This is a genomic window from Janthinobacterium sp. CG_23.3 (assembly GCF_046115965.1).
Classification (GTDB): Bacteria; Pseudomonadota; Gammaproteobacteria; order Burkholderiales; family Burkholderiaceae_D; genus Janthinobacterium.
In genome coordinates, this window is the sequence record NZ_JBJXIB010000005.1 from 65,725 (window position 1) to 85,939 (window position 20,215).

The following is a 20,215-nucleotide window of genomic DNA, read 5'->3' on the forward strand; positions in this document are numbered from 1 at the left end:
TCGTGGCTACCATTATTGCAAACAACGTAACAATCGCCTATGAAACGCAGGGCGACCCGAGCGCGCCGGCGGTGCTGCTGGTCATGGGCCTGGGCACGCCGCTGACGTCGTGGCCGCGCGATTTCGTCGACGGCCTGGCCGAGCTGGGCTTTTACGTGATTTGCTTCGACAACCGCGATTGCGGCTGGTCGAGCAAACTCGAGCACCTGGGCGCGCCGAACCTGCCGCTGGCGTATTTGAAGAGCCGGATCGGCTGGCCGATAAAGGCGCCGTACACGCTGCACGATATGGCCGAGGATGCGCTGGGCCTGTTGGCGGGCTTGCGCATCGCCAAGGCCCACCTGATCGGCGCCTCGATGGGCGGCATGATCGCGCAGATCATGGCGGCGCGGGCGCCGCGGCGAGTGCTGTCCTTGACCTCGATCATGTCGAGCAGCGGCCGGCGCGGGCTGCCGGGGCCGACCCGCGCGGCGCGCAACGCGCTGCTGCGCGGCCCGCGCAACCCGAAGGACCGCGACGCGGTCATCGCCCACATGGCCAAGACCTTCCGCACCATTGGCAGCCCGGCCTATCCGACGTCCGAGCGGCAACTGCTGGCGATGATGGAGCAAGCGCTGCAGCGCAACCCCAGCGCCTCCGGCACCGCGCGCCAGATGGTGGCGGTGGCCGCCTCGGGCGATCGTAGCGCGCTGCTCAAGACCATCCGCTGCCCGGCGCTGGTGATCCACGGCGCCGCCGATCCGCTGGTGCCGCTGGCCTGCGGCATCGACACCGCGCAATCGATTCCGAACGCGGTATTGCACGTCATCGAAGGCATGGGCCACGACCTGCCGCCGCAATTGATCGAACGCCTGCTTGCCTTGATCGATGTGCATCTGCACGGTAATATGGTGGCGCGGATCGGCCGGGTCGGCGCCACCCAGCGCGGCTTGATTTAGCGTTGGCGCGCCGCCGGCGCCTCGCCGCCGAGGCATTATTTTAATAACAACCAATCGGGATTCCTTGAACACACCACACATCGGCATTGCCATCGTCGCCCCCGGCGGCGCCCCGCTGGACGAAGCGGCGGTCGAGCGCGGCATAGCCCGCCTGCGCGCGCAGGGCTGCACCGTCCACAACTACTACGACCCGAAGCGCAAGTTCCAGCGCTTCGGCGGTACCGAGGCCGGCCGCCTGGCCCAGCTCAACGCCGCCGCCGCCGACCCCGACGTGCAGGTGGTGATGGCCTTGCGCGGCAGCTACGGCATTAGCCGCATCCTGCCCGAGATCGACTTCGCGGCGATGGCGGCGAGCGGCAAGCTGTTCGTCGGTTACAGCGATTTCACCGCCTTCCACATGGGCCTGATGGCGCACACCGGCCGCGCCAGCTTCGCCGGCCCGATGTTTTGCGACGACTTCACCCGCGACGAGCCGGTCGATTTCACGCTGCGCCAATTGTGGGACTGCCTGGCCGGCCCGGAACACCGCGTCAACGCCGCCGCCGCCGGCAATCCGCGCGTCGATGTTCGCGGCAAGCTGTGGGGCGGCAACCTGACGATGCTGGTACACCTGCTGGGCACGCCGTACATGCCCGAAATCGACGGCGGCGTCCTGTTCGTCGAGGACGTCAACGAGCACCCGTACCGGGTCGAGCGCATGCTGCTGCAATTGCTGCACGCCGGCGTGATCGGTCGGCAGAAGGCGGTGTTGCTGGGCGACTTCTCGAACTACCGTCTCAGTGCGCAGGACAACGGCTACGACTTCGACGCTATGCTGGACTATGTGCGCGCGCGCCTGCCGGTGCCGGTGTTGACCGGCCTGGAGTTCGGCCACGTCGCCCGCCGCGTGACGCTGCCGGTTGGCGCGCAGGCGCATTTGGTGTCGGACGCGGCCGGCTTCGCGCTGACGCTGGCGGGCTACCCGACGCTGCCGCGCGGCTGACGCGCCGCCGCAGCGTTAAACCCAACGGCGCAGAGCCGGGGGCAGACCCTCGGGGTTGCGCTTTGGGTTCGCGCGGCGGTGCACCCGCAGCAAAAGCGGTTGTATCATCCCGGCAATAATGATTATGCTTGACCATTGCAAGCGGAGTCGCCCATGGCCATGTTCCATCGTCCTGCGGCGCGCGCCGGCCGCATCGCAGGCGTGCTGTTGGCGCCGCGCCGGCGCGTCGGCGCAGCATGCCACCGAGCCGAAATTCATCGCCGTCAAGCGCGTCGGCGTCGGCCACGTCGTCGGGCTGCGTATCTGGCTAGTATCTGGCTAGCGTTTGGCTAGCGTTTGATCGCGTCGACATGGCGCTGGGCCACCGCCCTGGCTTGGCCGAGCATCAAGCCGCGGGTTTTTTTCGGCTTCTCGGGGACCGGGTGGCGAGCGTCGCCGTCGACAGAGTAGGACGCCGTCCAATCGCCTTCGTCGTCCTCGATTAAGTAGATCTTGATAGTGTGCCCGAAATATTCATACAGTTCTTCTGGCATGGCAAGCTCCGTTATCGGTTGGGGCTGCGTTAAGGCCGGATAAGGCGTATGCAAAGGCCGGGGTCGAACCCCGGTTCGCACCGCGAATGTTCTTCCGCGGTGCGAACTTGCCTGGCCGCTTAGGCTTGCTTGCGGCGGCGCGCCATCGCGCCGACCAGCGCCAGGCCGGCCAACATCATGCCGTAGGTCTCAGGCTCGGGTACGGCGCTGACGCTGCCGTGCAAGGAGAACGGCAGTTCCACTGTGGCGCCAGAACCGGCGTCGACCAGCTTGAGGAACTCGTCGCCGCCGCTCGACTGGCCGGCATTGCCGCTGCGCCAGTCGGCCACCGGCGCCTGCCACGGGCCGGACGAGGCCGAGCCGCTCAAACTCCAGCGCAGGTAGTAGTGGCCGGCGTCGAGCGAGAAGTCGGCGACGTCGGCCTGGGCGCGGTAGATGCCGCGGTTGGTGAGGTGCTGCGCGGCACTGTTGACGCGGTAGCCCGCCAGGCCGCCATTGGTCAACCCGGTGGTGCCCGACGCCAGCACCACAGGCGAGTTGGGCGACGCTGCGACGATGCTCCAGCTTGCTTCCTGGAAGGTGAAGCCGGCGGCGCCGGTCTGGTAGCCGAAGAAGTCAATGCTCGACAGCGTCCAACGCGAACCGGCCGCGATGATGAAGTCGTCCGCCACGACGGAGTCGCGCGCCGTACTCATGCTGAAACCGAATGTGGTTTGCCCGGCTCCGATGACGGAGCGACCGTTGGCGCCAACCACGGGTCCGTTGTTGTAGATTTCGGCGGCGTGGGACATGCTTGCTGCTGCCAGGGCAATGCTCAAAATCGCAAAACGCTTCATTGTCACTCCTTAGGTTTCAATCTCGTCATATTCGGATTGGGATCTAAAGAGTAGCACAACAATAATAAAATGTCCTATTGTCAATATTATTTTTTGTAGCAGTATAATGGGGCGATAATTTCCGCGAAATTCCGTCCGAAAAACGGCGCGACGCGCCCCGGACGCGCTTTTTTGCGCTGTCGGGAACCTGTGGGCGTCGCGGAATGCTAAAATACGCGGTTAATTCCATCCGCTTCTAAAGGCTTTATTTCGTGCTCTCGACCGCTAACATTACAATGCAATTTGGCGCCAAGCCATTGTTCGAAAACATCTCCGTCAAGTTTGGCGACGGCAACCGTTACGGCTTGATCGGCGCGAACGGCTGTGGCAAATCGACCTTCATGAAGATCCTCGGCGGCGACCTCGAAGCCTCGGGCGGCGTCGTCATGCTCGACACCAACGAACGCCTCGGTAAGCTGCGCCAGGACCAGTTTGCGTTTGAAGACATGCGCGTGCTCGACGTCGTGATGATGGGCCACACCGAGATGTGGGCCGCGATCCAGGCGCGCGACGCGATCTACGCCAACCCGGACGCGACCGACGACGACTACATGGCCGCCGCCGAACTGGAAGGCAAAGTGTCCGAATACGACGGTTACACCGCCGAATCGCGCGCCGGCGAACTGCTGCTCGGCGCCGGCGTGGCGATCGACCTGCACCACGGCCCGATGAGCAACGTCTCGCCCGGCTGGAAGCTGCGCGTGCTGCTGGCGCAGGCGCTGTTTTCGAATCCGGACATCCTGCTGCTCGACGAGCCGACCAACAATCTGGACATCAACACGATTCGCTGGCTGGAAGACGTGCTCAACGAGCGCAACTCCACCATGATCATCATTTCCCATGATCGCCACTTCCTCAACCAGGTCTGCACCCACGTCGCCGACATGGATTACGGCACGCTGAAGGTCTACCCGGGCAATTACGACGAGTATATGTTCGCCTCGACCCAGGCGCGCAACCAGCAACTGGCCAACAACGCCAAGGCCAAGGACAAGGTCGCCGAGCTGCAAGAATTCGTGCGCCGCTTCGCCGCCAACAAGTCGAAGGCGCGCCAGGCGACGTCGCGCGCCAAGCAGATCGAGAAAATCAAGGTCGACGATATCAAGCCGTCGTCGCGCGCCTATCCCTTCGTCCGCTTCGACGGCGAGAAGAAGTTGCACCGCCTGGCGGTGGAGGTGGAAAACATCACCAAGGGTTTCGACCGCACGCTGTTCAAGAACTTCAGCATCATGGTTGAGGCCGGCGAGCGCATCGCCATCATCGGCGCCAACGGCGTCGGCAAAACCACCATGCTGCGTTGCATCGCAGGCGACATCGCCGGCCTGCAGCCGGACCAGGGCCGCGTCAAGTGGGCCGAGAACGCCAACGTCGGCTACATGCCGCAAGACCCGTCCGAAGACTTCGCCAAGGACACCAATCTGACCGACTGGATCGGCCAGTGGACCAAAGAGGGCGACGACGACCAGGCCGTGCGCTCGATCCTGGGCCGCCTGCTGTTCGGTGGCGACGACGTGAAGAAGGCCGTCAAGGTGCTGTCCGGTGGTGAAAAGGGCCGCATGATGTACGGCAAGCTGATGCTGGGCCGCCACAACGTGCTGCTGATGGACGAGCCGACCAACCATATGGACATGGAATCGATCGAATCGCTGAACATCGCGCTGGAAAAATACGCCGGCACCTTGATTTTCGTGTCGCATGACCGCGAGTTCGTTTCCTCGCTGGCCAACCGCATCATCGAAATCAAGGACAACGAAGTGATCGACTACAACGGCAACTACGAAGACTACCTGCGCAGCCAGGGTATCGACTAAGTGTGCCGGTTTGGTAGGTCGGGTTAGCCCAAGGGGCGTAACCCGACAACGTTGGCTCGGAGCAGCGCGGCTCGCCTCGGCCAACATTGTCGGATGGCGCTGCGCTCGTCCGACCTACGGGTCCTTGCCGCGGTGCCGGCAGGAACCGCCCCATTATGCGATAGTGTCATTCCTCCCCTCCGTTTTCGCTGACGAACCACCATGCAAACTATTGAAATCAAGAGCGTCGAGTACGAGCATCCGCAAGACGGTGCCAGTTGCACCGCCCACGCTTGGGCACGCACGCCGGTCACGCCATCCGCCGACGAAAAGAGCGCCCTCAAGGAGCGCATCAAGCGCCTGCTGAAGGAGCGCCAGGCCGTGCTCGTCGCCCATTACTACGTCGACGCCGACTTGCAGGACCTGGCCGAGGAAACCGGCGGCTGCGTGTCCGACTCGCTGGAAATGGCCCGTTTCGGCCGCGACCACGCCGCCCGGACCCTGGTCGTGGCCGGCGTGCGCTTCATGGGCGAGACGGCGAAAATCCTCAGCCCGGAAAAGCGCGTGCTGATGCCGGACCTGGACGCGACCTGTTCGCTCGACCTCGGCTGCCCGGCCGACGAGTTCGCCGCCTTTTGCGACGCCCATCCGGACCGCACGGTGGTGGTTTACGCCAACACCAGCGCCGCCGTGAAGGCGCGCGCCGACTGGATGGTGACGTCGTCGATCGGCCTCGACATCGTGGCCCACCTGCACGCGCAGGGCAAGAAAATCCTGTGGGCGCCGGATAAACATCTGGGCTCCTACATCCAGAAGCAAACCGGCGCCGACATGCTGCTGTGGCAGGGTTCCTGCCTGGTGCACGACGAATTCAAGGGCATCGAGCTGGACCTGCTGAAGGCCGAGTACCCGGACGCCAAGGTGCTGGTGCATCCGGAGTCGCCGGCCAACGTGGTCGCGCTGGCCGACGTCGTCGGTTCCACCTCGCAGATGATCGCCGCCGCCGTCAACCTCGACGCCGACACCTTCATCGTCGCCACCGACAACGGCATCCTGCACAAGATGCGCGCCGCCGCGCCCGGCAAACGTTTCATCGAGGCGCCAACCGCCGGCAACAGCGCCACCTGCAAGAGCTGCGCGCATTGCCCTTGGATGGCCATGAACGGCCTGCTCAACCTGGCCGAAGCACTGGAAAATATGACAAACGAGATTCAAGTGGACCCGCCCGTGGGCCGGCAAGCCGTCAAATCGATCAATCGCATGCTCGACTTCGCCGCGGCGAAAAAAGCCGGCGTGCAGCCGGGCGCCGACCTGGCCAAGGAAGGAAAATTGTTTTCGGGAGTGGGTCCGGCATGAGTACCTTACTCAATCCCTTCGCGCCGTTCGACGCGGCGCTGGCGCGCGCCTTCGAGGGCAACCTGCTGGCGGCGCTGCTGGAAGACATCGGCAGCGGCGACCTGACCGGCGAGCTGGTGCCGCCCGACAGCATCGTCACCGCGCGCGTGATCGTGCGCGAAGAGGCGGTGCTGTGCGGCGCGCCCTGGTTCGAAGGCATCATGAAAAGCCTGGACCGCAGCATCGACATCAGTTGGCATTACGCCGAAGGCGACTTGATGAGCGCCGACAGCCCGGTCTGTACGCTGACCGCGCCGGCGCGCGCCTTGCTCACCGGCGAGCGCAGCGCCCTGAACTTCCTGCAATTGCTGTCGGGCGTGGCGACGGCGACGCGGCGCTACGTCGACGTCGTCGCCGGCACGGCCGCGGCCATCCTCGACACCCGGAAAACGCTGCCGGGCCTGCGCCTGGCGCAGAAATACGCGGTGCGCGTGGGCGGCGGCAAGAACCAGCGGCTGGCGCTATACGACGGCATCCTGATCAAGGAAAACCACATCGCGGCGGCCGGCGGCGTGACGGCGGCCTTGAACAACGCCAACATTCTTGACGCCGGCGTCAGCATCCAGGTGGAAGTGGAGAGCCTGGACGAGCTGGGCGAGGCGCTGGCGGCCGGCGCAACGTCTATCCTACTGGACAACTTCAGCACCGGGATGATGCGCGACGCCGTCAAGCTGACGGCGGGCCGGGCCTTGCTGGAAGCGTCCGGCGGCATCAATGTCGACACCGTGCGGGCCATCGCCGAAACCGGCGTCGACCGCATCTCGATCGGCAGCCTGACCAAGGATGTGCGCGCAACCGACTATTCGTTGCGCATTGTCGGCTAAGTCGGGCATACTTGCTGTGACTGCCTTTCGGGCGGGCAACAGTGAAGGAGTGCGGCATGGGCTGGAAGCGCTGGCGGGACAATGGTTCTGGCGCGCGCCCCGGTGCGTCTGCGGCTCACCTGCGCGCACTTGCCGCCGCTGTCGTAGCCGCCATGGCCGCGCCGTGGCCGGCGCCCGCGCTGGCCGACGAATTGCTGGTGGTCGGCACGCGTTTCGAGAACGTGTACGAACGCAACAAACACGGCGAGTTCAGCGGCATGGGGGCCGAGATCATCCGCAAGGTGGCCCGGCAACTCGGACATACGGTGAAGTTCGGGCTCTATCCCTGGCCGCGGGCCCAGGCGATGATGAAGCAGCACGAGGCCGACATCCTGGTCGGTCCCTACAAGACCGCGCAGCGGCTGGCGTACATGGCGTACGCGCAGCGGCCTTTCTTCCAGGACCAGGTGGTGTTTTATACGCTCTCCGGCGCGGGCATCGACTGGCATGGCGACCATCTGGCGTTGCGGGGACGGCCGATCGTCATCCTGAACGGCTGGGCGTACGGCGACGAATTCGACCTGGCCCGTCCGGCGCTGCAGGTCAGCGTCGCCAACTCGGTCGAAAACGGCTTGAACATGTTGCTGCACCGGCACGTGGACATGTTCGCCAGCAACCGCCGCGACACCGAACCGGTGGTCGAGCGCTTGCGGATGCGCGGCAAGGTAGTCGCCTTGACGCCGTACATTAAAGTGGAAAACGCCTATTTCGCCTTCCCCAAGCGGCCCGGGCACGACAAGCTGCGGCTGCAGTTCGACCAGGCGCTGAACGCGCTGATCGATAGCGGGGAGTTGAAAAAAATGGCGCGCCGTTACAGTGTCGATGTACCGTAGGCCTGACCAGTTGAAGGGAGTGCCGTGCTGACTTTGCCACGCCGACGTGAACCGGACCGGGCGCCCGCGCGGCGCGTGTTGCTGTCGGCCACGTTGCTGTCCCTGCTTTTAGGCGTATCCCCGGCCATGGCCGAGCCGCGGGAATTGCTGGTCGTCGGCGCGCACTTTGAGCGGGTCTTCGAATTGACCAGGGACGGCCGCTTTATCGGCATGGCGCCGGAGATCATCCGCGCCGTGGCGGCGCGCATGGGTTACGGCGTGCGTTTTGAAATCTATCCATGGGCGCGCGCCCAGGCGATGGTGGCGCAAGGCGCGGCCGACATCTTGATCGGCCCCTACAAGTCGCCCGAGCGGCTGGCGACGCTGGCGTTCTCCGAGCGCGCGTTTTACCAGGACGACATGGTCTTCTACACCCGCGCCGGGGCCGGTATCGGCTGGGCCGGCGATTACGCCGCGTTGAAGGAAACGCGCATGGTCATCATGAACGGCTGGGCGTACGGCGCCGAATTCGACCGCGCCCGGCCCGGCTTGCGCGTCAGCGTCACCAACGCGGTGGAGAACGGCCTGAAAATGCTGGTCTCCCATCACGTCGACCTGTTCGCGACCAACCGCCGCAACACCGAACCGGTGATTACGCGCCTACAACTTGCCGGCAGCGTGACGCCGTTGTCCAAGGTGATACAAATCCAGCGCGGTTATTTCGCGTTCCCGAAACGGGCCGAGTCCGACAGGCTGCGCGCGCAGTTCGACCTGGCGTTCAATGCGCTGTTCGATAGCGGTGAGCTGAAGCGCCTGGGCCGGCAACTCGACGTCGGCGTGCCGTAAACCGGGGACAGACCACGATTTCCGAGAAATTCGCTCGACAATCGTGGTCTGTCCCCTTGGCGGGCGGGCTAGTTTTGCAGGCGCAGCGCCTGCGTGCGCAGCGACGCCGACGCCGATTCGCCGAAGAGTTTGCGGTAGTCGCTGGAAAATTGGCTGAAGTTGCTGAAACCCCAGTCCGCCGCCACCGCGCCTATCGCCAACTGCGGCGCGCCGGTGCCCATCAGTTGCCGGCGCACGCCGTTCAGGCGCACCCGCCGCAGATACAGCGTGGGACTCATTCCCAGCACATCCTCGAAGCAGTATTGCAGCGTGCGCCGGCTGACGTGCGCCTGTTCGCACAGTTCCGGCACGGTGATGGGTTGGTCGCGGTGCGCCAGGATGTACTCGCGCACGCGCGCGACGATGCGCTGGCGCCGCTGGAAACTGCCGGCCGCCGCCGGTTCGACGCCGCTGTGGTCGAGCATGCCGACCAGCGCCTCCACCACCATGTTTTGGCAGTGTAACAATTGCCGCGCGCTGTAGCCGGCGGCGATGGCGTCTTGCTGTTGCGCCAGCAGCGCCGCCAGCGTCTGGACGCACTGGCGCCGCTCGGCCGGATCGACCCGCAGCACCTCGGCCGTGTGCAGCCGCCGCCAGTCGACCATGCAGCCGCTGGCCACCGCCGCCTGCACCAGCAGCTTGCTGCACACCACGATACCGTAGATGACGTGGCTGCTGGGCGTCAGCAATTCAAACTCCTTGTCGCCGGGCTGCACCATCACAAATTCCGGCTCCACCTGGCGGCCGTTGATGCGGCTACTGTCCGGCTGGTCCGGGAAGCCGAACCAGACCGCCCCCGGCCAGACGCGGCAGGACTGGCGTACCGACTGGCTGATGCTCTCGCGGAACACCTGCATGCGCGGCAGCCGCAACTCGTCGAGCACGCCGTGGAAGCTGCCCGAACTGATTTGGTCGTAGCTCTGTTCCCAGTCCGTCAGGTTGCGGGCCAGCTCGTCGGCGTCGCGCGTTAGCACGGTGCGAAACGCCGCGAAGTTGTTCGGTACTGCTCCGTTTTGCGACATGCCTGTTACATTCTGGTGCATAGCCATCTCACTCGTTTGTGCACGCCATCGACGCCTGCCTCGCCGGTCAACCCAGCAACAAGGGGTGTTTGCTAAGTTTGCCGATTTTCGATAACGCTGGTTTGCGGGCCCTCATATACTGCAATGGCAGCAACTTCCGTACCAGCGGCACCATGTGGTTTGCAGGGAGGGAGTGGCTCCAGCGGGACGCCACTTGGTCAAACAAAAAAATATACTGCATTGGGAAAATATATGACTTCGAAGACGGTATCGGGCGCAGCGCCAGCGCTCAAACAGACTCTCAGTACGCTTCAATTATGGGGTATCGCGGTGGGCCTGGTGATCTCGGGCGAATATTTCGGCTGGAGCTACGGCTGGGCCTCGGCGGGCACGCTGGGCTTCACCGTCACGGCCATTTTCATCGCCGCGATGTATACCACCTTCATCTTCAGCTTCACCGAACTGACCACCTCGATCCCGCACGCCGGCGGCCCGTTCGCCTACAGCAAGGCGGCGTTCGGCCCGACCGGCGGCTACCTGGCCGGCGCCGCCACGCTGATTGAATTCGTGTTCGCGCCGCCGGCCATCGCCCTGGCCATCGGCGCCTACCTGAACGTGCAGTTCCCGGCGCTCGACCCGAAGCTGGCGGCGGTGGGAGCCTACGCCGTTTTCATGACGCTCAACATCGTCGGCGTGCAGGTCGCCGCCACTTTCGAGCTGCTGATGGCGCTGTTGGCGATCTTCGAATTGCTCGTTTTCATGGGCGTGGTCTCGCCGGGCTTCTCGATGGCCAACTTCACCAAGGGCGGCTGGTCCGGCCAGGACAGCTTCACGCTGGCCTCGATTCCCGGCATGTTCGCGGCGATCCCCTTCGCCATCTGGTTCTTCCTGGCCATTGAAGGCGTGGCGATGGCGGCCGAGGAAGCCAAGGACCCGCAACGCTCGATTCCGATCGCCTACGTGACCGGTATCCTGACCCTGGTGGTGCTGGCGATAGGCGTGATGGTGTTTGCCGGCGGCTCCGGCGACTGGACCAAGTTGGCCAACATCAACGACCCTTTGCCGCAGGCGATGAAAATGATCGTCGGCGACAACAGCAACTGGCTGCACATGCTGGTCTGGCTCGGCCTGTTCGGCCTGATCGCCTCGTTCCACGGCATCATCCTCGGTTACTCGCGCCAAATCTTCGCGCTGGCCCGGGAAGGCTACCTGCCGCACTTCCTTGCCAAAATCCACCCGAGCTTCAACACGCCGCACCGCGCCGTGCTGGCCGGCGGCGTCATCGGCATCGCCGCCATCTACAGCGACGAATTGATCAAAATTGGCGGCCAGACGCTGACGGCCAACATCGTCACGATGTCGGTGTTCGGCGCCATCACCATGTACCTGATCAGTATGCTGGCCCTGTTCAAACTGCGCCGCAGCGCGCCGAACATGGTGCGGCCGTTCCGCGCGCCGTTTTATCCGGTGTTCCCGGCGTTCGCCCTGTTCGGCGCGGCCGTCTGCATGGCCACGATGATCTATTACAACCCGCTGATCTTCGGCATCTTCGCCGGCTTCCTGGCCCTCGGCTATGCCTTCTTCCTGATGACGGGCAATAGCCGCGAGCAATTGGCCGCCAAGACCGCTTAACGCTCAACAAGGCGCGGGTCGGCTTACCCGACCTGCGCGGCAGCCGCCATTTACCTCTATTCCGAACCAGGATCAAGCACATGTCCAATTACTTCCATTCCAGCTCGCTGCTTCTGGCGTGCGCGATCGTTTCCTTCCACGCGCCAAATTCGGCGCACGCCGCCGACGCCGCGCCGGCACCCGCCTGGAGCAGCGGCGGCAACGTCATGCTGTTGTCCGACTACCTGTTTCGCGGCGTATCGCAAACCCAGGGGAAAGCCACCGTGCAAGGCACCGTCGACTTGAGCCACGCCAGCGGCGCCTACCTGGGCGTATTCGGCTCCGGCGTCTCGAACGCCGCCTATAACAATACCAGCGGCACCGAAATCGACCTGTACGGCGGCTACCGCCATGCGCTCAACGACACTGGCAACATCGACGCCGGCCTCGTCACCTATTGGTATCCATCGGCGAAATACAGCGCCGGCGGGCGCACGATCAAATACGACACCCAGGACGTCAAACTGGGCGTCAACCTCGGCAGCTTCAATGCCTACGGCTGGGTAACACTGAGCAAGCACTGGTTTGGCTATGCCGTCAACCCCTACAATGGCGACATCGTCGATACGCGCGGCTCGACCTACCTCGAAGCGAACTGGAACCCGGAGCTGATGCCGGGCCTGACCTTGAACCTGCACGCCGGTCAACAACGCGTGCGCAAACTGGGCGCCTATAATTTCGAAGACGTGAAAGTGGGCATAACGAAAACCTGGGACGGCTGGACGTTCGCGGCGGCGGCCCTGTACAACAACGGCGACGCCGACGACAACGGCGTGCCGTTGTGGACCTTCTTCAACGCCGACGGCAGCGGTAAAAACGTCGTCGGCAAGCGCCTCCAGGTCACCGTCGCGCGCAATTTTTAGGCGAGCGGAAAGGGCGCCTGACAACGCCCCGCAACGCCACGCACCACTATAAAGGAGCATCATGAGCCAATTCGCGCACATGGTCGGAAGCAAGACATATCTGTTCCGCGACCTGCGGGACCTGATGGCGAAAGCCACCCCGGCGCGCTCCGGCGACTACCTCGCCGGCGTCGCGGCGGGCAGCGCCGAAGAGCGCGTCGCGGCGCAAATGGCGCTGGCCGCCTTGCCCCTGACGACCTTCCTGAACGACGTGCTGGTGCCTTACGAAAGCGACGAAATCACCCGCCTGATCATCGACGAGCACGACGCCGCCGCCTTCGCCGCGGTCCGCCACCTGAGCGTGGGCGATTTCCGTAACTGGTTGCTGAGCGACGGCGCCGACGAACTGGTGCTGGCCGCGGTGGCGCCCGGCATCACCCCCGAAATGGCGGCCGCGGTGAGTAAGATCATGCGCATTCAAGACCTGGTGCTGGTGGCCAGGAAATGCCGCGTCGTCACGCGTTTTCGCAACACCATCGGCCTGCCGAACAGCCTGTCGACCCGGTTGCAGCCGAACCACCCGACCGACGACGCCTCCGGCATCGCCGCGGTGGTGCTCGACGGGCTGCTGTACGGCAGCGGCGACGCCGTTATCGGCATCAACCCGGCCACCGACAACGTGGCGCAGGTAATCAAGATCGTCACTATGCTCGACGAAATCATCGACCGCTACGGCATCCCGACCCAGTCGTGCGTGCTCACCCACGTCACCAACACCCTCGCCGCGATCGAACGCGGCGCGCCGGTCGACCTGGTGTTCCAGTCGATCGCCGGCACCGAGGCGGCCAACCAGAGCTTCGGCGTCAACCTGAGCCTGCTCGACGAAGCGCACCAGGCCGCGCTGTCGCTGCGCCGCGGCACCGTCGGCGACAACGTCATGTACTTTGAAACCGGGCAGGGCAGCGCGCTGTCGGCCAACGCCAACCATGGCGTCGACCAGCAAACCTGCGAGGCGCGCGCCTACGCGGTGGCGCGCAAATTCCGCCCGCTGCTGGTCAACACCGTGGTCGGCTTCATCGGTCCCGAATACCTGTACGACGGCAAGCAAATCATCCGCGCGGGACTGGAAGACCACTTCTGCGCCAAACTTCTGGGCTTGCCGATGGGCTGCGACGTCTGCTACACCAACCACGCCGAGGCCGACCAGAACGATATGGACGTGCTGCTGACCATGTTGGGCGCGGCCGGCTGTACCTTTGTGATGGGTATTCCCGGCTCCGACGATATTATGTTGAATTACCAGACCACCTCGTTCCACGACGCGCTGTACGCGCGCCGCGTGTTCGGGCTGCGGCCGGCGCCGGAATTCGACGCCTGGCTCAAGGCGATGCAAATTTTCACCGACGACGATTACATCACACTGGGCGAATCGCTGCCGGCGCCGTTCCGGCAGGCGCTGCTGCGATTGTCATAAAGGAGGCGCCGCATGAGTAACAAGACCGTCATCGCCAATCCTTGGCAGGCGCTGCGCCAGTTCACCGCCGCGCGCATCGCGCTGGGCCGCACCGGCGTCAGCCAGCCGACCGAACCGCAGCTTGCGTTCCAACTGGCGCACGCGCGCGCGCGCGACGCCGTGCACCTGGCCTTGGACGCCGGCGCGCTGGCGCGCTCGCTGGGCGGGGCGCTGCAAGCGCCGTTGCCGTGCATAGAATTGCGCAGCGCGGCGGAAAGTCGCCATGTGTACCTGCAACGGCCGGATTTGGGGCGCAAGCTCGACGCGGCGTCGCGGCGCGCCTTGATAGAACTGGGCGGACCGGCGGGCGACGCCGCCGCCGCGAAGCCGTACGACCTGGCCTTTGTCGTCGCCGACGGCCTGTCGGCGCTGGCCATCGAGCAGAACGCCTTGCCGTTTCTACAAATATTGACGCGCCGCCTGGCACCGGAGCAATGGTCGCTAGCGCCGGTTAGCATCGTCCAGCAGGGAAGGGTGGCCATCGGCGACGAGGTCGGGGAATTGCTGGGCGCGCGCGCCGTGCTGGTCCTGATTGGCGAGCGCCCAGGCCTGAGTTCGCCCGACAGCATGGGCCTGTACCTGACGTGGGCGCCGCGCGCCGGCCTGACCGATGAAAGCCGAAACTGTATCTCGAACGTGCGCCCAGCCGGCTTGCGCTACGAGGAGGCGGCGTTCAAGCTACACTATCTGTTGTCCGAGTCGCGCCGCCGCCAATTGTCCGGCGTCGACTTGAAGGATGAGACGCCGGGCGCGGGCCAGCCCGACGTGTCGGAGCGCAAGTTTTTGCTGTAGTTGCGGCGGCGGACGCCGCGTCGCTTTGCTGAATTAATAGTTGACTAATATTAAATTTCACCGAACACGGGGAGTAAAGATAAATGGCGACGGTACCCGCTTTGCGTATCCGCGACTTGAAGGGCTTGGGACCGCGCAGCGAACAGATGTTTGCCTTGGTTGGTATCCTCACGGTGCGGGAATTCCTCGCAACCGATCCATATGTGCTGTACGCCAAGCTTAAGCCGGTCGTGCCGGCGTTGAACGTGCTGGCAATCTACGCCATGATCGGTGCGCAGCAAGGCCGCCCTTGGCTGGAGGTCAAGCGCGAGCTACGCGGCGACATTCTGCTGCGCCTTGATATGATGGGGCTGACGCCCAAGAAAAAGCCGCCTCGGATGAAATAAGGTGATTGGCAGTCGCGCACCAGACCAGCTTGCCTGTGTAAACATGCTGCCATGTTGCATGTTTTATATGTAACTGACATGTTTATTAGGAAATACTGGACCGCCGTAACCGTCTGTGCGATAGTCGACCTTTCCTCGACACGTACGACATTGAGTATATGGGTAACATCCCTTTTCCAAGCACCGATGTTTCGAACGGCCGCCGCGACGTGGCCACATTTCAGATAGTGGAGGCTGGCATCGCCCTGATGCGCGTCTATGGCGCCGCGGAAGCGGCGAAATTCCTCGCCGACGCCGGCGTTGGCTTTGCCGTCACGGTGCGCGTTCTTTCTGAGTTGGGACCCAGGCGCGCGCCATAGGCCGCCCGGGGCAAGGCCATTGCTCCCAGGGGCGCCGACTTGCGGTTCTGCCAGCTATGCACGGGTGCGATCTGGTATAGTCGCCAGCCGGCCCCGACGGGGCGCGGCGTTTTGGCTGAGGCCTACTTCATTGGCCGGCTTTGCCGTTCTACGGCCGGCGCCTTCGCCCACCTGACTCATCAGTACTATGCCCACTATTCTCACTCATGCCGTCGTGCCGTTGGCGCTTGCTGTCGGCCTCGGCAATCGCATTTCACGCCGGCTACTGGTTGCCGGCATTGTCGCCGCCATTCTTCCCGATCTGGATGTCGTCGCCTTCCGGCTGCATATTGCCTACACAGATGCGTTTGGCCATCGCGGCGCCAGCCACTCGCTGCTGTTCGCGCTCGCGGTTGGCCTGTTGGCGCTGTTTTTTTCTTCGCAGCTACGTAGTTCGCCACGCAGCGCTTTTGTTTTCGCCGGCGTGGCCGCCGCATCGCATGGTTTGCTGGATATGTTGACCAACGGCGGCTTGGGGGTGGCGCTCTACTGGCCTTGGTCTGTGGAACGCTTTTTCGCGCCCTGGCAAATGATCGAGGTCTCGCCACTGGCGCTGAGCAGGGTGTTTGGCGCCAGAGGCCTGGTTGTCCTTCAATCCGAGCTTTTGTGGGTCTGGCTGCCAGCCGCGATACTAGCCGGGGCGCTGTTGGCGGCACGGAAATTGGGCGCCAGGTTCGCCGCTGAGAAAACTTAAGCCCTCTAAACAGTTATTAATTCATGATGAGCGAAAACGAGTATGGTCAAGTACGGTAAGTTTCCGACAATGGCCAGTACATTGCGCGCGGAAACGCTGGTGGTGCTGCTGGCGTCGAACGATATGACGGGCGTGGAAAGCCTGTTTGAGCATCGTAAGATCAGCGTCAGCACGGTCGTGCGCGCCCTGATGAAGAAGTATGGCTGGCCCATCGAACGCCACGATTTTCCGACCAACACCGCCGACGGGCGGGCGGCGTGGGCGTCGGTGTATTCCCTGCCGCAAGAGGTGATCGACGCCGCGCTCGAAGCCGGTGGCCGCGACTGGATCGAGGGCGTCAGGGCGGCGCGTACCGCGCGCTCGCGCAAAGCCGTGCGCCGCTGACGACGCGCATCAATCGGCGACGGGGATGGTGACGGCGAAGGCACAGCCTTTGCCGTCCAGGCCCGCCGTCAGGCGGACGCTGCCGCGCAGGCGCGCCACCGCCTGCGTGACGATGGCCAGGCCGAGGCCGGCGCCGGTCGCGTTGTGGCCGACGCCGCGGTAGAAACGCTCGAACACCAGCGCGCGTTGCACCTGTGGGATGCCGGGGCCGTCGTCGGCCACCGACAAGGTCAGCGTGCCGGCTTGGCGCTGCAGCGTGACCGCCACTCGGCCGCCGTCGTACGCGTAGCGGATGGCGTTGGTCAGCAGGTTCTGCAGGATGGATTGGAAGGCGTGCGCTTCGAGCGAATGGAGCAGGGTGTCCGGCGCGTCCAGCGACAGCTCCAGTCCGCGCGCCATGGCGGCCGGCGCCAACATCGCCAGTTCTTGCCGCGCCAGTTGCGCCAGGTCTAGCACGGCGACCGCTTGCGCCTGGGCGCTGTCGATGTGGGCCAGGTCCAGCAATTGCCGGATCAGGTGCGAGGCGCGGGCGATCGCATGCTCCATGCGCTGCCCGGCCTCGGCGCGCTGGGCCGGCTCGAGCGCCACGGTCAGCACGTGGGCCTGGGCCGAGATCACCGCCATCGGCGTGCGCAGCTCGTGGGCGGCGTCCTGAACGAAGCTGTGTTCGCGCGCGATCTTGTTGCGCAGTTGGCCCAGCAGGCGATCGAGCGCGCCGGTCAGCGGCGCCAGTTCGGCGTATTTGCCGTCGATGTGCAGCGGCGCCAAATCGTCGGGACCTTTGGCGGCGATGCGCTCGGACAGGTCCCGCAGCGGGCGCAGGCCGCCCGCGACCGACAACCACAGCGGCAGTAGCACGAAGGGGAAGGCGATCAGCATGTCGACGGTCAGGTCGCCGCTCATGTGCAGCAACAGCCAGGCGCTGCTGAGCGTCGGCGCCGCCACCTTCACGCTCCAGCGCGCGCTGTCGCCCTGGTAGACGCGGAAACCCCGGCCGTTCACCGTCACGTCGCTCAGGCGCGCGCTATCGCCGCGCAAGGTCGCCGCGCCGCCCTCCGGCGACAGGAACAGGCGCTTGCCGCGCCGGTCCGTCAGCTCCATCAGCACCACGCCGGGAATCTGCTTGCTGCGGTAGGCGGCGTTGACCATGCTCGAGGTGGCGGCGACGACGGCGCGCGCCTCGCCGGCGTTGTCCAGGGCGGCGATCGAGGCCAGCATGCCCCGGCCGAGGCTGAGCACGTTGTCGTCTATCCTGTCGCGGTCGGTGGCCTGCCACAACTGGTGCGCCATCAGCACCAGCCAGACCAGGCCGAAGGCGAGCAGCAGCGCGAGCACCACGCGCCGCACCAGCGTCGGGCGCAACATATGGCGCAGCCGCTTCATGCCGCGAACAGGTAGCCGACGCCGCGCACGGTGCGGATACGCTCGGCGCCGATCTTGCGGCGCAGGTTGGAGACGTGCACTTCCAGCGCGCCGAAGTCGATGGCGTCGCCCAGCGGCTCAAGGCGTTGCGCCAGCGCGCCCTTCGGCACCACCACGCCGGGTTCGCGGGCCAGTTCCAGCATTAGGTGGAATTCGCGCGGCGATAGCTCCAGCGCCACGCCGGCCAGGCGCGCCAGGTAGCGGCGCGGCTCGATTTGCAGCTCGCCGAGGTTCCATACCTCGCTCGACTGGCGCGCGTAGCGGCGCAGCACGGCGCGGATACGCGAGACCAGTTCGGCGGTGGCGAACGGTTTGACGATGAAGTCGTCGGCGCCGCCGTCCAGGCCGGCCAGCCGGTCGCCCAGCGCGGCGCGGGCGGTAATGATGATGACCGGCAGCGCGACGCCGGCGCGGCGCCAGCGCGTCAGCAGGTCCAGGCCGGTGCCGTCCGGCAGCGACAGGTCGAGCAGTATGCAGTCGTAGAGCGGCTCGGCGAAGCTGCGCGGCGCGTCGGCGATGCGCCGCAGCCATTCGCTGCTGATGCCTTCGACTTTAAGCGCCTGTTGCAAGGCGAAGCCCAGGTCGAGGTCGTCTTCTATGATGAGTATGTGCATGCAAGAATTATAACTGCCTAAACCTTAAGCTTAGCCAAAGCTTATCGCCCATAGAATGGCGTCATTCGCCAAGACGCGTTAACTCAGGGAGAAATACATGGGATGGTATGCGGGCAGATTGTTGTGGGCCGGCGCGGCGACGGCGTGTTTGATGTGCAACGCCGTCGCCATCGCGGCGGACCAGGCGCCGATGCAGGTGGCGAAGGTAGACGGCTTGGCCGATCCCGACCGGCAGTCGTATCGGCGCATGCTCAAGGGAATGGACGCGTTTGAGAAATACCACCACTTGGCGCCCAAGGCCGAACTGCGCTATCGCCTGTATCCGCGGCTGGAGGGCGTGCGCGCCAGCGGCACCGCGATGACGATCCAGGGCGATACGGCCAGTATTGCGGTGGCGTTGGCCGGGGATTTGAGTTTTACGCTGGTGCGCGACGAGCAAGCCTTGCGGGAGGGCGCGGTGGTGACGACCAATCGCAAGGACCGCAGTTTTGCCTGGGGGCCGGAGGTGCACACGCCGGGCTTGCCGCCGAATACGTGGCGGCTGGGCGATCTGCGCCTGCAATGCCAGATCGACCGGGGCGCCAGCTTGTTCGTCGGACTGAAACCGCCGGCATATCTGCTGTTGGAGGCGACCACGGACGTCTGTAGCCTTTATCCCGGCTACTGGCCCTATTATGCCGAGCGCGCCGTGTTTGGCGTCACCTTGGTGAACGGCAAGCGCAGACAGATGCTGACGTCGGATCTGTTGTATGCGAACCGCCTGCCGACGCCTATTCATCCGTTTTACGACATGTTTCCATTTTTTGTACGAACGTACGTTTATGCTACGGGTCAGCGATACCAGCTGGCCGGACGATACGCTGGTCGAAATTGAGTATATGGATGACGAGGCCGTCGCGACGGCCGCGCCGGATGCCGTGTCGGCTGCAGTGGAATAGGAGGAAATGCTGATGCGTATAGGTATTCGAATGGCCTTGATTGGCTGGGTGGCGTTGAATATGGCCGGGTGCGCTTCGCTTGGCAATGGCGCGATCAAGACCTTGAGCGAGGACGGCGCGCGGCAGGTGCTGAGCGCCGGCAAGACCACCAAGGCCGAGTTGCTACTGGCGATGGGCGAGGCGTCGGTGCAGGCGTTCCGCAATGGTTATGAAGTGTGGGTATACAACTGTAAGCCGGGCTTGCCGGGGTTTGTCGGGTTTTTGCCGGTGGTCGGTGCGCTGGCCAGCGTGATCGACGCCAGCACCGGCGGCAGGGAATTGGCGGTGCTGTTCGATCGCGACGGTGTCGTGAAGAAATACCAGTTGCGGGTGGCGGAGTCGCAGGTGGAACGGCTGCTGGCGCGGTAAGCCCGGGGTCAGACCCGAGGGTCTGACCGGGTTACGTCCTTGGTTGGGATGCGTTCAG

Annotated in this window: 22 protein-coding genes; 17 read left to right on the plus strand and 5 right to left on the minus strand. The window is 64.6% G+C overall.

The window, feature by feature from the left end; all coding sequences use genetic code 11:
- Positions 1-2 precede the first annotated feature (2 nt).
- Entirely contained in the window at positions 3-938 is a 936-nt protein-coding gene (locus tag ACFDR9_RS03175) for an alpha/beta fold hydrolase (protein WP_409030045.1), read from the plus strand.
- Between the two features lie 64 nt (positions 939-1,002).
- Positions 1,003-1,920, plus strand: coding sequence for a muramoyltetrapeptide carboxypeptidase (gene ldcA, locus ACFDR9_RS03180; RefSeq protein ID WP_409030046.1), 918 nt, complete (start codon positions 1,003-1,005; stop codon positions 1,918-1,920).
- 329 nt (positions 1,921-2,249) lie between these two features.
- Here ldcA and ACFDR9_RS03185 read toward each other — a convergent pair whose 3' ends face one another.
- Entirely contained in the window at positions 2,250-2,453 is a 204-nt protein-coding gene (locus tag ACFDR9_RS03185; RefSeq protein ID WP_409030047.1) for a hypothetical protein, read from the minus strand.
- 119 nt (positions 2,454-2,572) lie between these two features.
- Positions 2,573-3,289 (minus strand): PEP-CTERM sorting domain-containing protein, encoded by a 717-nt coding sequence (locus ACFDR9_RS03190; RefSeq protein WP_035787545.1) that lies wholly within the window; start codon positions 3,287-3,289, stop codon positions 2,573-2,575.
- Between the two features lie 251 nt (positions 3,290-3,540).
- Here ACFDR9_RS03190 and ACFDR9_RS03195 point away from each other — a divergent pair, with 251 nt between their 5' ends.
- The 5 genes from ACFDR9_RS03195 to ACFDR9_RS03215 all read left to right on the plus strand — a co-directional run bounded on the left by ACFDR9_RS03195 (position 3,541) and on the right by ACFDR9_RS03215 (position 9,034).
- Positions 3,541-5,139 carry an ABC-F family ATPase gene (locus ACFDR9_RS03195; RefSeq protein ID WP_026132584.1) on the plus strand — a complete coding sequence of 533 codons (1,599 nt, stop codon included), beginning with the start codon at positions 3,541-3,543 and terminating at the stop codon, positions 5,137-5,139.
- Between the two features lie 201 nt (positions 5,140-5,340).
- Positions 5,341-6,474 (plus strand): quinolinate synthase NadA, encoded by a 1,134-nt coding sequence (gene nadA, locus ACFDR9_RS03200; RefSeq protein ID WP_409030048.1) that lies wholly within the window; start codon positions 5,341-5,343, stop codon positions 6,472-6,474.
- Complete coding sequence (gene nadC, locus ACFDR9_RS03205; protein WP_017875437.1) at positions 6,471-7,337, plus strand: carboxylating nicotinate-nucleotide diphosphorylase; 867 nt, start codon at positions 6,471-6,473, stop codon at positions 7,335-7,337. The genes nadA and nadC overlap by 4 nt, the downstream gene beginning before the upstream one ends.
- Positions 7,338-7,393: 56 nt before the next feature.
- A complete protein-coding gene (locus tag ACFDR9_RS03210; protein ID WP_409030049.1) occupies positions 7,394-8,209 on the plus strand; it encodes a substrate-binding periplasmic protein in 816 nt (271 codons plus the stop codon).
- A gap of 24 nt (positions 8,210-8,233) precedes the next feature.
- Positions 8,234-9,034, plus strand: a complete 801-nt coding sequence (locus ACFDR9_RS03215; protein ID WP_409030050.1) for a substrate-binding periplasmic protein — start codon at positions 8,234-8,236, stop codon at positions 9,032-9,034.
- A gap of 68 nt (positions 9,035-9,102) precedes the next feature.
- Here ACFDR9_RS03215 and ACFDR9_RS03220 read toward each other — a convergent pair whose 3' ends face one another.
- The gene (locus ACFDR9_RS03220; RefSeq protein ID WP_409030051.1) at positions 9,103-10,116 is read right to left on the minus strand and encodes a helix-turn-helix domain-containing protein; all 1,014 of its coding nucleotides are present in this window, start codon (positions 10,114-10,116) and stop codon (positions 9,103-9,105) included.
- A 231-nt stretch (positions 10,117-10,347) separates the two neighbouring features.
- Here ACFDR9_RS03220 and eat point away from each other — a divergent pair, with 231 nt between their 5' ends.
- The 8 genes from eat to ACFDR9_RS03260 all read left to right on the plus strand — a co-directional run bounded on the left by eat (position 10,348) and on the right by ACFDR9_RS03260 (position 16,775).
- Complete coding sequence (gene eat, locus ACFDR9_RS03225) at positions 10,348-11,727, plus strand: ethanolamine permease (RefSeq protein WP_409030052.1); 1,380 nt, start codon at positions 10,348-10,350, stop codon at positions 11,725-11,727.
- 80 nt (positions 11,728-11,807) lie between these two features.
- Positions 11,808-12,629, plus strand: a complete 822-nt coding sequence (locus tag ACFDR9_RS03230; protein WP_409030053.1) for a TorF family putative porin — start codon at positions 11,808-11,810, stop codon at positions 12,627-12,629.
- Positions 12,630-12,690: 61 nt separating this feature from the next.
- Complete coding sequence (locus tag ACFDR9_RS03235; RefSeq protein ID WP_409030054.1) at positions 12,691-14,082, plus strand: ethanolamine ammonia-lyase subunit EutB; 1,392 nt, start codon at positions 12,691-12,693, stop codon at positions 14,080-14,082.
- 12 nt (positions 14,083-14,094) lie between these two features.
- Entirely contained in the window at positions 14,095-14,913 is an 819-nt protein-coding gene (gene eutC, locus ACFDR9_RS03240) for an ethanolamine ammonia-lyase subunit EutC (protein WP_017875444.1), read from the plus strand.
- 83 nt (positions 14,914-14,996) lie between these two features.
- Positions 14,997-15,299: a TfoX/Sxy family DNA transformation protein gene (locus ACFDR9_RS03245; protein WP_409030055.1), complete on the plus strand. Its 303-nt coding sequence runs from the start codon at positions 14,997-14,999 to the stop codon at positions 15,297-15,299.
- Positions 15,300-15,457: 158 nt separating this feature from the next.
- Positions 15,458-15,658 (plus strand): hypothetical protein, encoded by a 201-nt coding sequence (locus ACFDR9_RS03250; RefSeq protein WP_409030056.1) that lies wholly within the window; start codon positions 15,458-15,460, stop codon positions 15,656-15,658.
- 187 nt (positions 15,659-15,845) lie between these two features.
- A complete protein-coding gene (locus ACFDR9_RS03255) occupies positions 15,846-16,391 on the plus strand; it encodes a metal-dependent hydrolase (RefSeq protein ID WP_409030057.1) in 546 nt (181 codons plus the stop codon).
- A gap of 69 nt (positions 16,392-16,460) precedes the next feature.
- Positions 16,461-16,775 carry a hypothetical protein gene (locus ACFDR9_RS03260; RefSeq protein WP_409030058.1) on the plus strand — a complete coding sequence of 105 codons (315 nt, stop codon included), beginning with the start codon at positions 16,461-16,463 and terminating at the stop codon, positions 16,773-16,775.
- A 9-nt stretch (positions 16,776-16,784) separates the two neighbouring features.
- Here the strand turns inward: ACFDR9_RS03260 and ACFDR9_RS03265 are convergent, their stop codons facing one another.
- Positions 16,785-18,140 carry a sensor histidine kinase gene (locus ACFDR9_RS03265; protein ID WP_409030059.1) on the minus strand — a complete coding sequence of 452 codons (1,356 nt, stop codon included), beginning with the start codon at positions 18,138-18,140 and terminating at the stop codon, positions 16,785-16,787.
- Positions 18,141-18,154: 14 nt separating this feature from the next.
- Positions 18,155-18,811, minus strand: coding sequence for a response regulator (locus ACFDR9_RS03270; RefSeq protein WP_409030060.1), 657 nt, complete (start codon positions 18,809-18,811; stop codon positions 18,155-18,157).
- Positions 18,812-18,908: 97 nt separating this feature from the next.
- On the opposite strand from ACFDR9_RS03270, the gene ACFDR9_RS03275 reads away from it, so the two are divergent.
- Entirely contained in the window at positions 18,909-19,685 is a 777-nt protein-coding gene (locus tag ACFDR9_RS03275; protein WP_409030061.1) for a hypothetical protein, read from the plus strand.
- A 70-nt stretch (positions 19,686-19,755) separates the two neighbouring features.
- Positions 19,756-20,157, plus strand: a complete 402-nt coding sequence (locus ACFDR9_RS03280) for a hypothetical protein (RefSeq protein ID WP_409030062.1) — start codon at positions 19,756-19,758, stop codon at positions 20,155-20,157.
- The last annotated feature ends 58 nt before the right edge of the window (positions 20,158-20,215 follow it).

Excerpts from the sequence above, each read along its gene's own strand:
- nadC (WP_017875437.1), top strand. The coding sequence starts at position 6,471 with ATGAGTACCTTACTCAATCCCTTCGCGCCGTTCGACGCGGCGCTGGCG.
- ACFDR9_RS03250 (WP_409030056.1), top strand. The coding sequence starts at position 15,458 with ATGGGTAACATCCCTTTTCCAAGCACCGATGTTTCGAACGGCCGCCGC.
- eutC (WP_017875444.1), top strand. The coding sequence starts at position 14,095 with ATGAGTAACAAGACCGTCATCGCCAATCCTTGGCAGGCGCTGCGCCAG.
- ACFDR9_RS03190 (WP_035787545.1), bottom strand. The coding sequence starts at position 3,289 with ATGAAGCGTTTTGCGATTTTGAGCATTGCCCTGGCAGCAGCAAGCATG.
- ACFDR9_RS03210 (WP_409030049.1), top strand. The coding sequence starts at position 7,394 with ATGGGCTGGAAGCGCTGGCGGGACAATGGTTCTGGCGCGCGCCCCGGT.
- ACFDR9_RS03260 (WP_409030058.1), top strand. The coding sequence starts at position 16,461 with ATGGCCAGTACATTGCGCGCGGAAACGCTGGTGGTGCTGCTGGCGTCG.
- ACFDR9_RS03230 (WP_409030053.1), top strand. The coding sequence starts at position 11,808 with ATGTCCAATTACTTCCATTCCAGCTCGCTGCTTCTGGCGTGCGCGATC.
- ACFDR9_RS03185 (WP_409030047.1), bottom strand. The coding sequence starts at position 2,453 with ATGCCAGAAGAACTGTATGAATATTTCGGGCACACTATCAAGATCTAC.
- eat (WP_409030052.1), top strand. The coding sequence starts at position 10,348 with ATGACTTCGAAGACGGTATCGGGCGCAGCGCCAGCGCTCAAACAGACT.
- ACFDR9_RS03220 (WP_409030051.1), bottom strand. The coding sequence starts at position 10,116 with ATGCACCAGAATGTAACAGGCATGTCGCAAAACGGAGCAGTACCGAAC.
- ACFDR9_RS03245 (WP_409030055.1), top strand. The coding sequence starts at position 14,997 with ATGGCGACGGTACCCGCTTTGCGTATCCGCGACTTGAAGGGCTTGGGA.
- ACFDR9_RS03270 (WP_409030060.1), bottom strand. The coding sequence starts at position 18,811 with ATGCACATACTCATCATAGAAGACGACCTCGACCTGGGCTTCGCCTTG.
- ACFDR9_RS03265 (WP_409030059.1), bottom strand. The coding sequence starts at position 18,140 with ATGTTGCGCCCGACGCTGGTGCGGCGCGTGGTGCTCGCGCTGCTGCTC.
- ACFDR9_RS03255 (WP_409030057.1), top strand. The coding sequence starts at position 15,846 with ATGCCCACTATTCTCACTCATGCCGTCGTGCCGTTGGCGCTTGCTGTC.
- ACFDR9_RS03235 (WP_409030054.1), top strand. The coding sequence starts at position 12,691 with ATGAGCCAATTCGCGCACATGGTCGGAAGCAAGACATATCTGTTCCGC.
- nadA (WP_409030048.1), top strand. The coding sequence starts at position 5,341 with ATGCAAACTATTGAAATCAAGAGCGTCGAGTACGAGCATCCGCAAGAC.
- ACFDR9_RS03280 (WP_409030062.1), top strand. The coding sequence starts at position 19,756 with ATGCTGATGCGTATAGGTATTCGAATGGCCTTGATTGGCTGGGTGGCG.
- ACFDR9_RS03275 (WP_409030061.1), top strand. The coding sequence starts at position 18,909 with ATGGGATGGTATGCGGGCAGATTGTTGTGGGCCGGCGCGGCGACGGCG.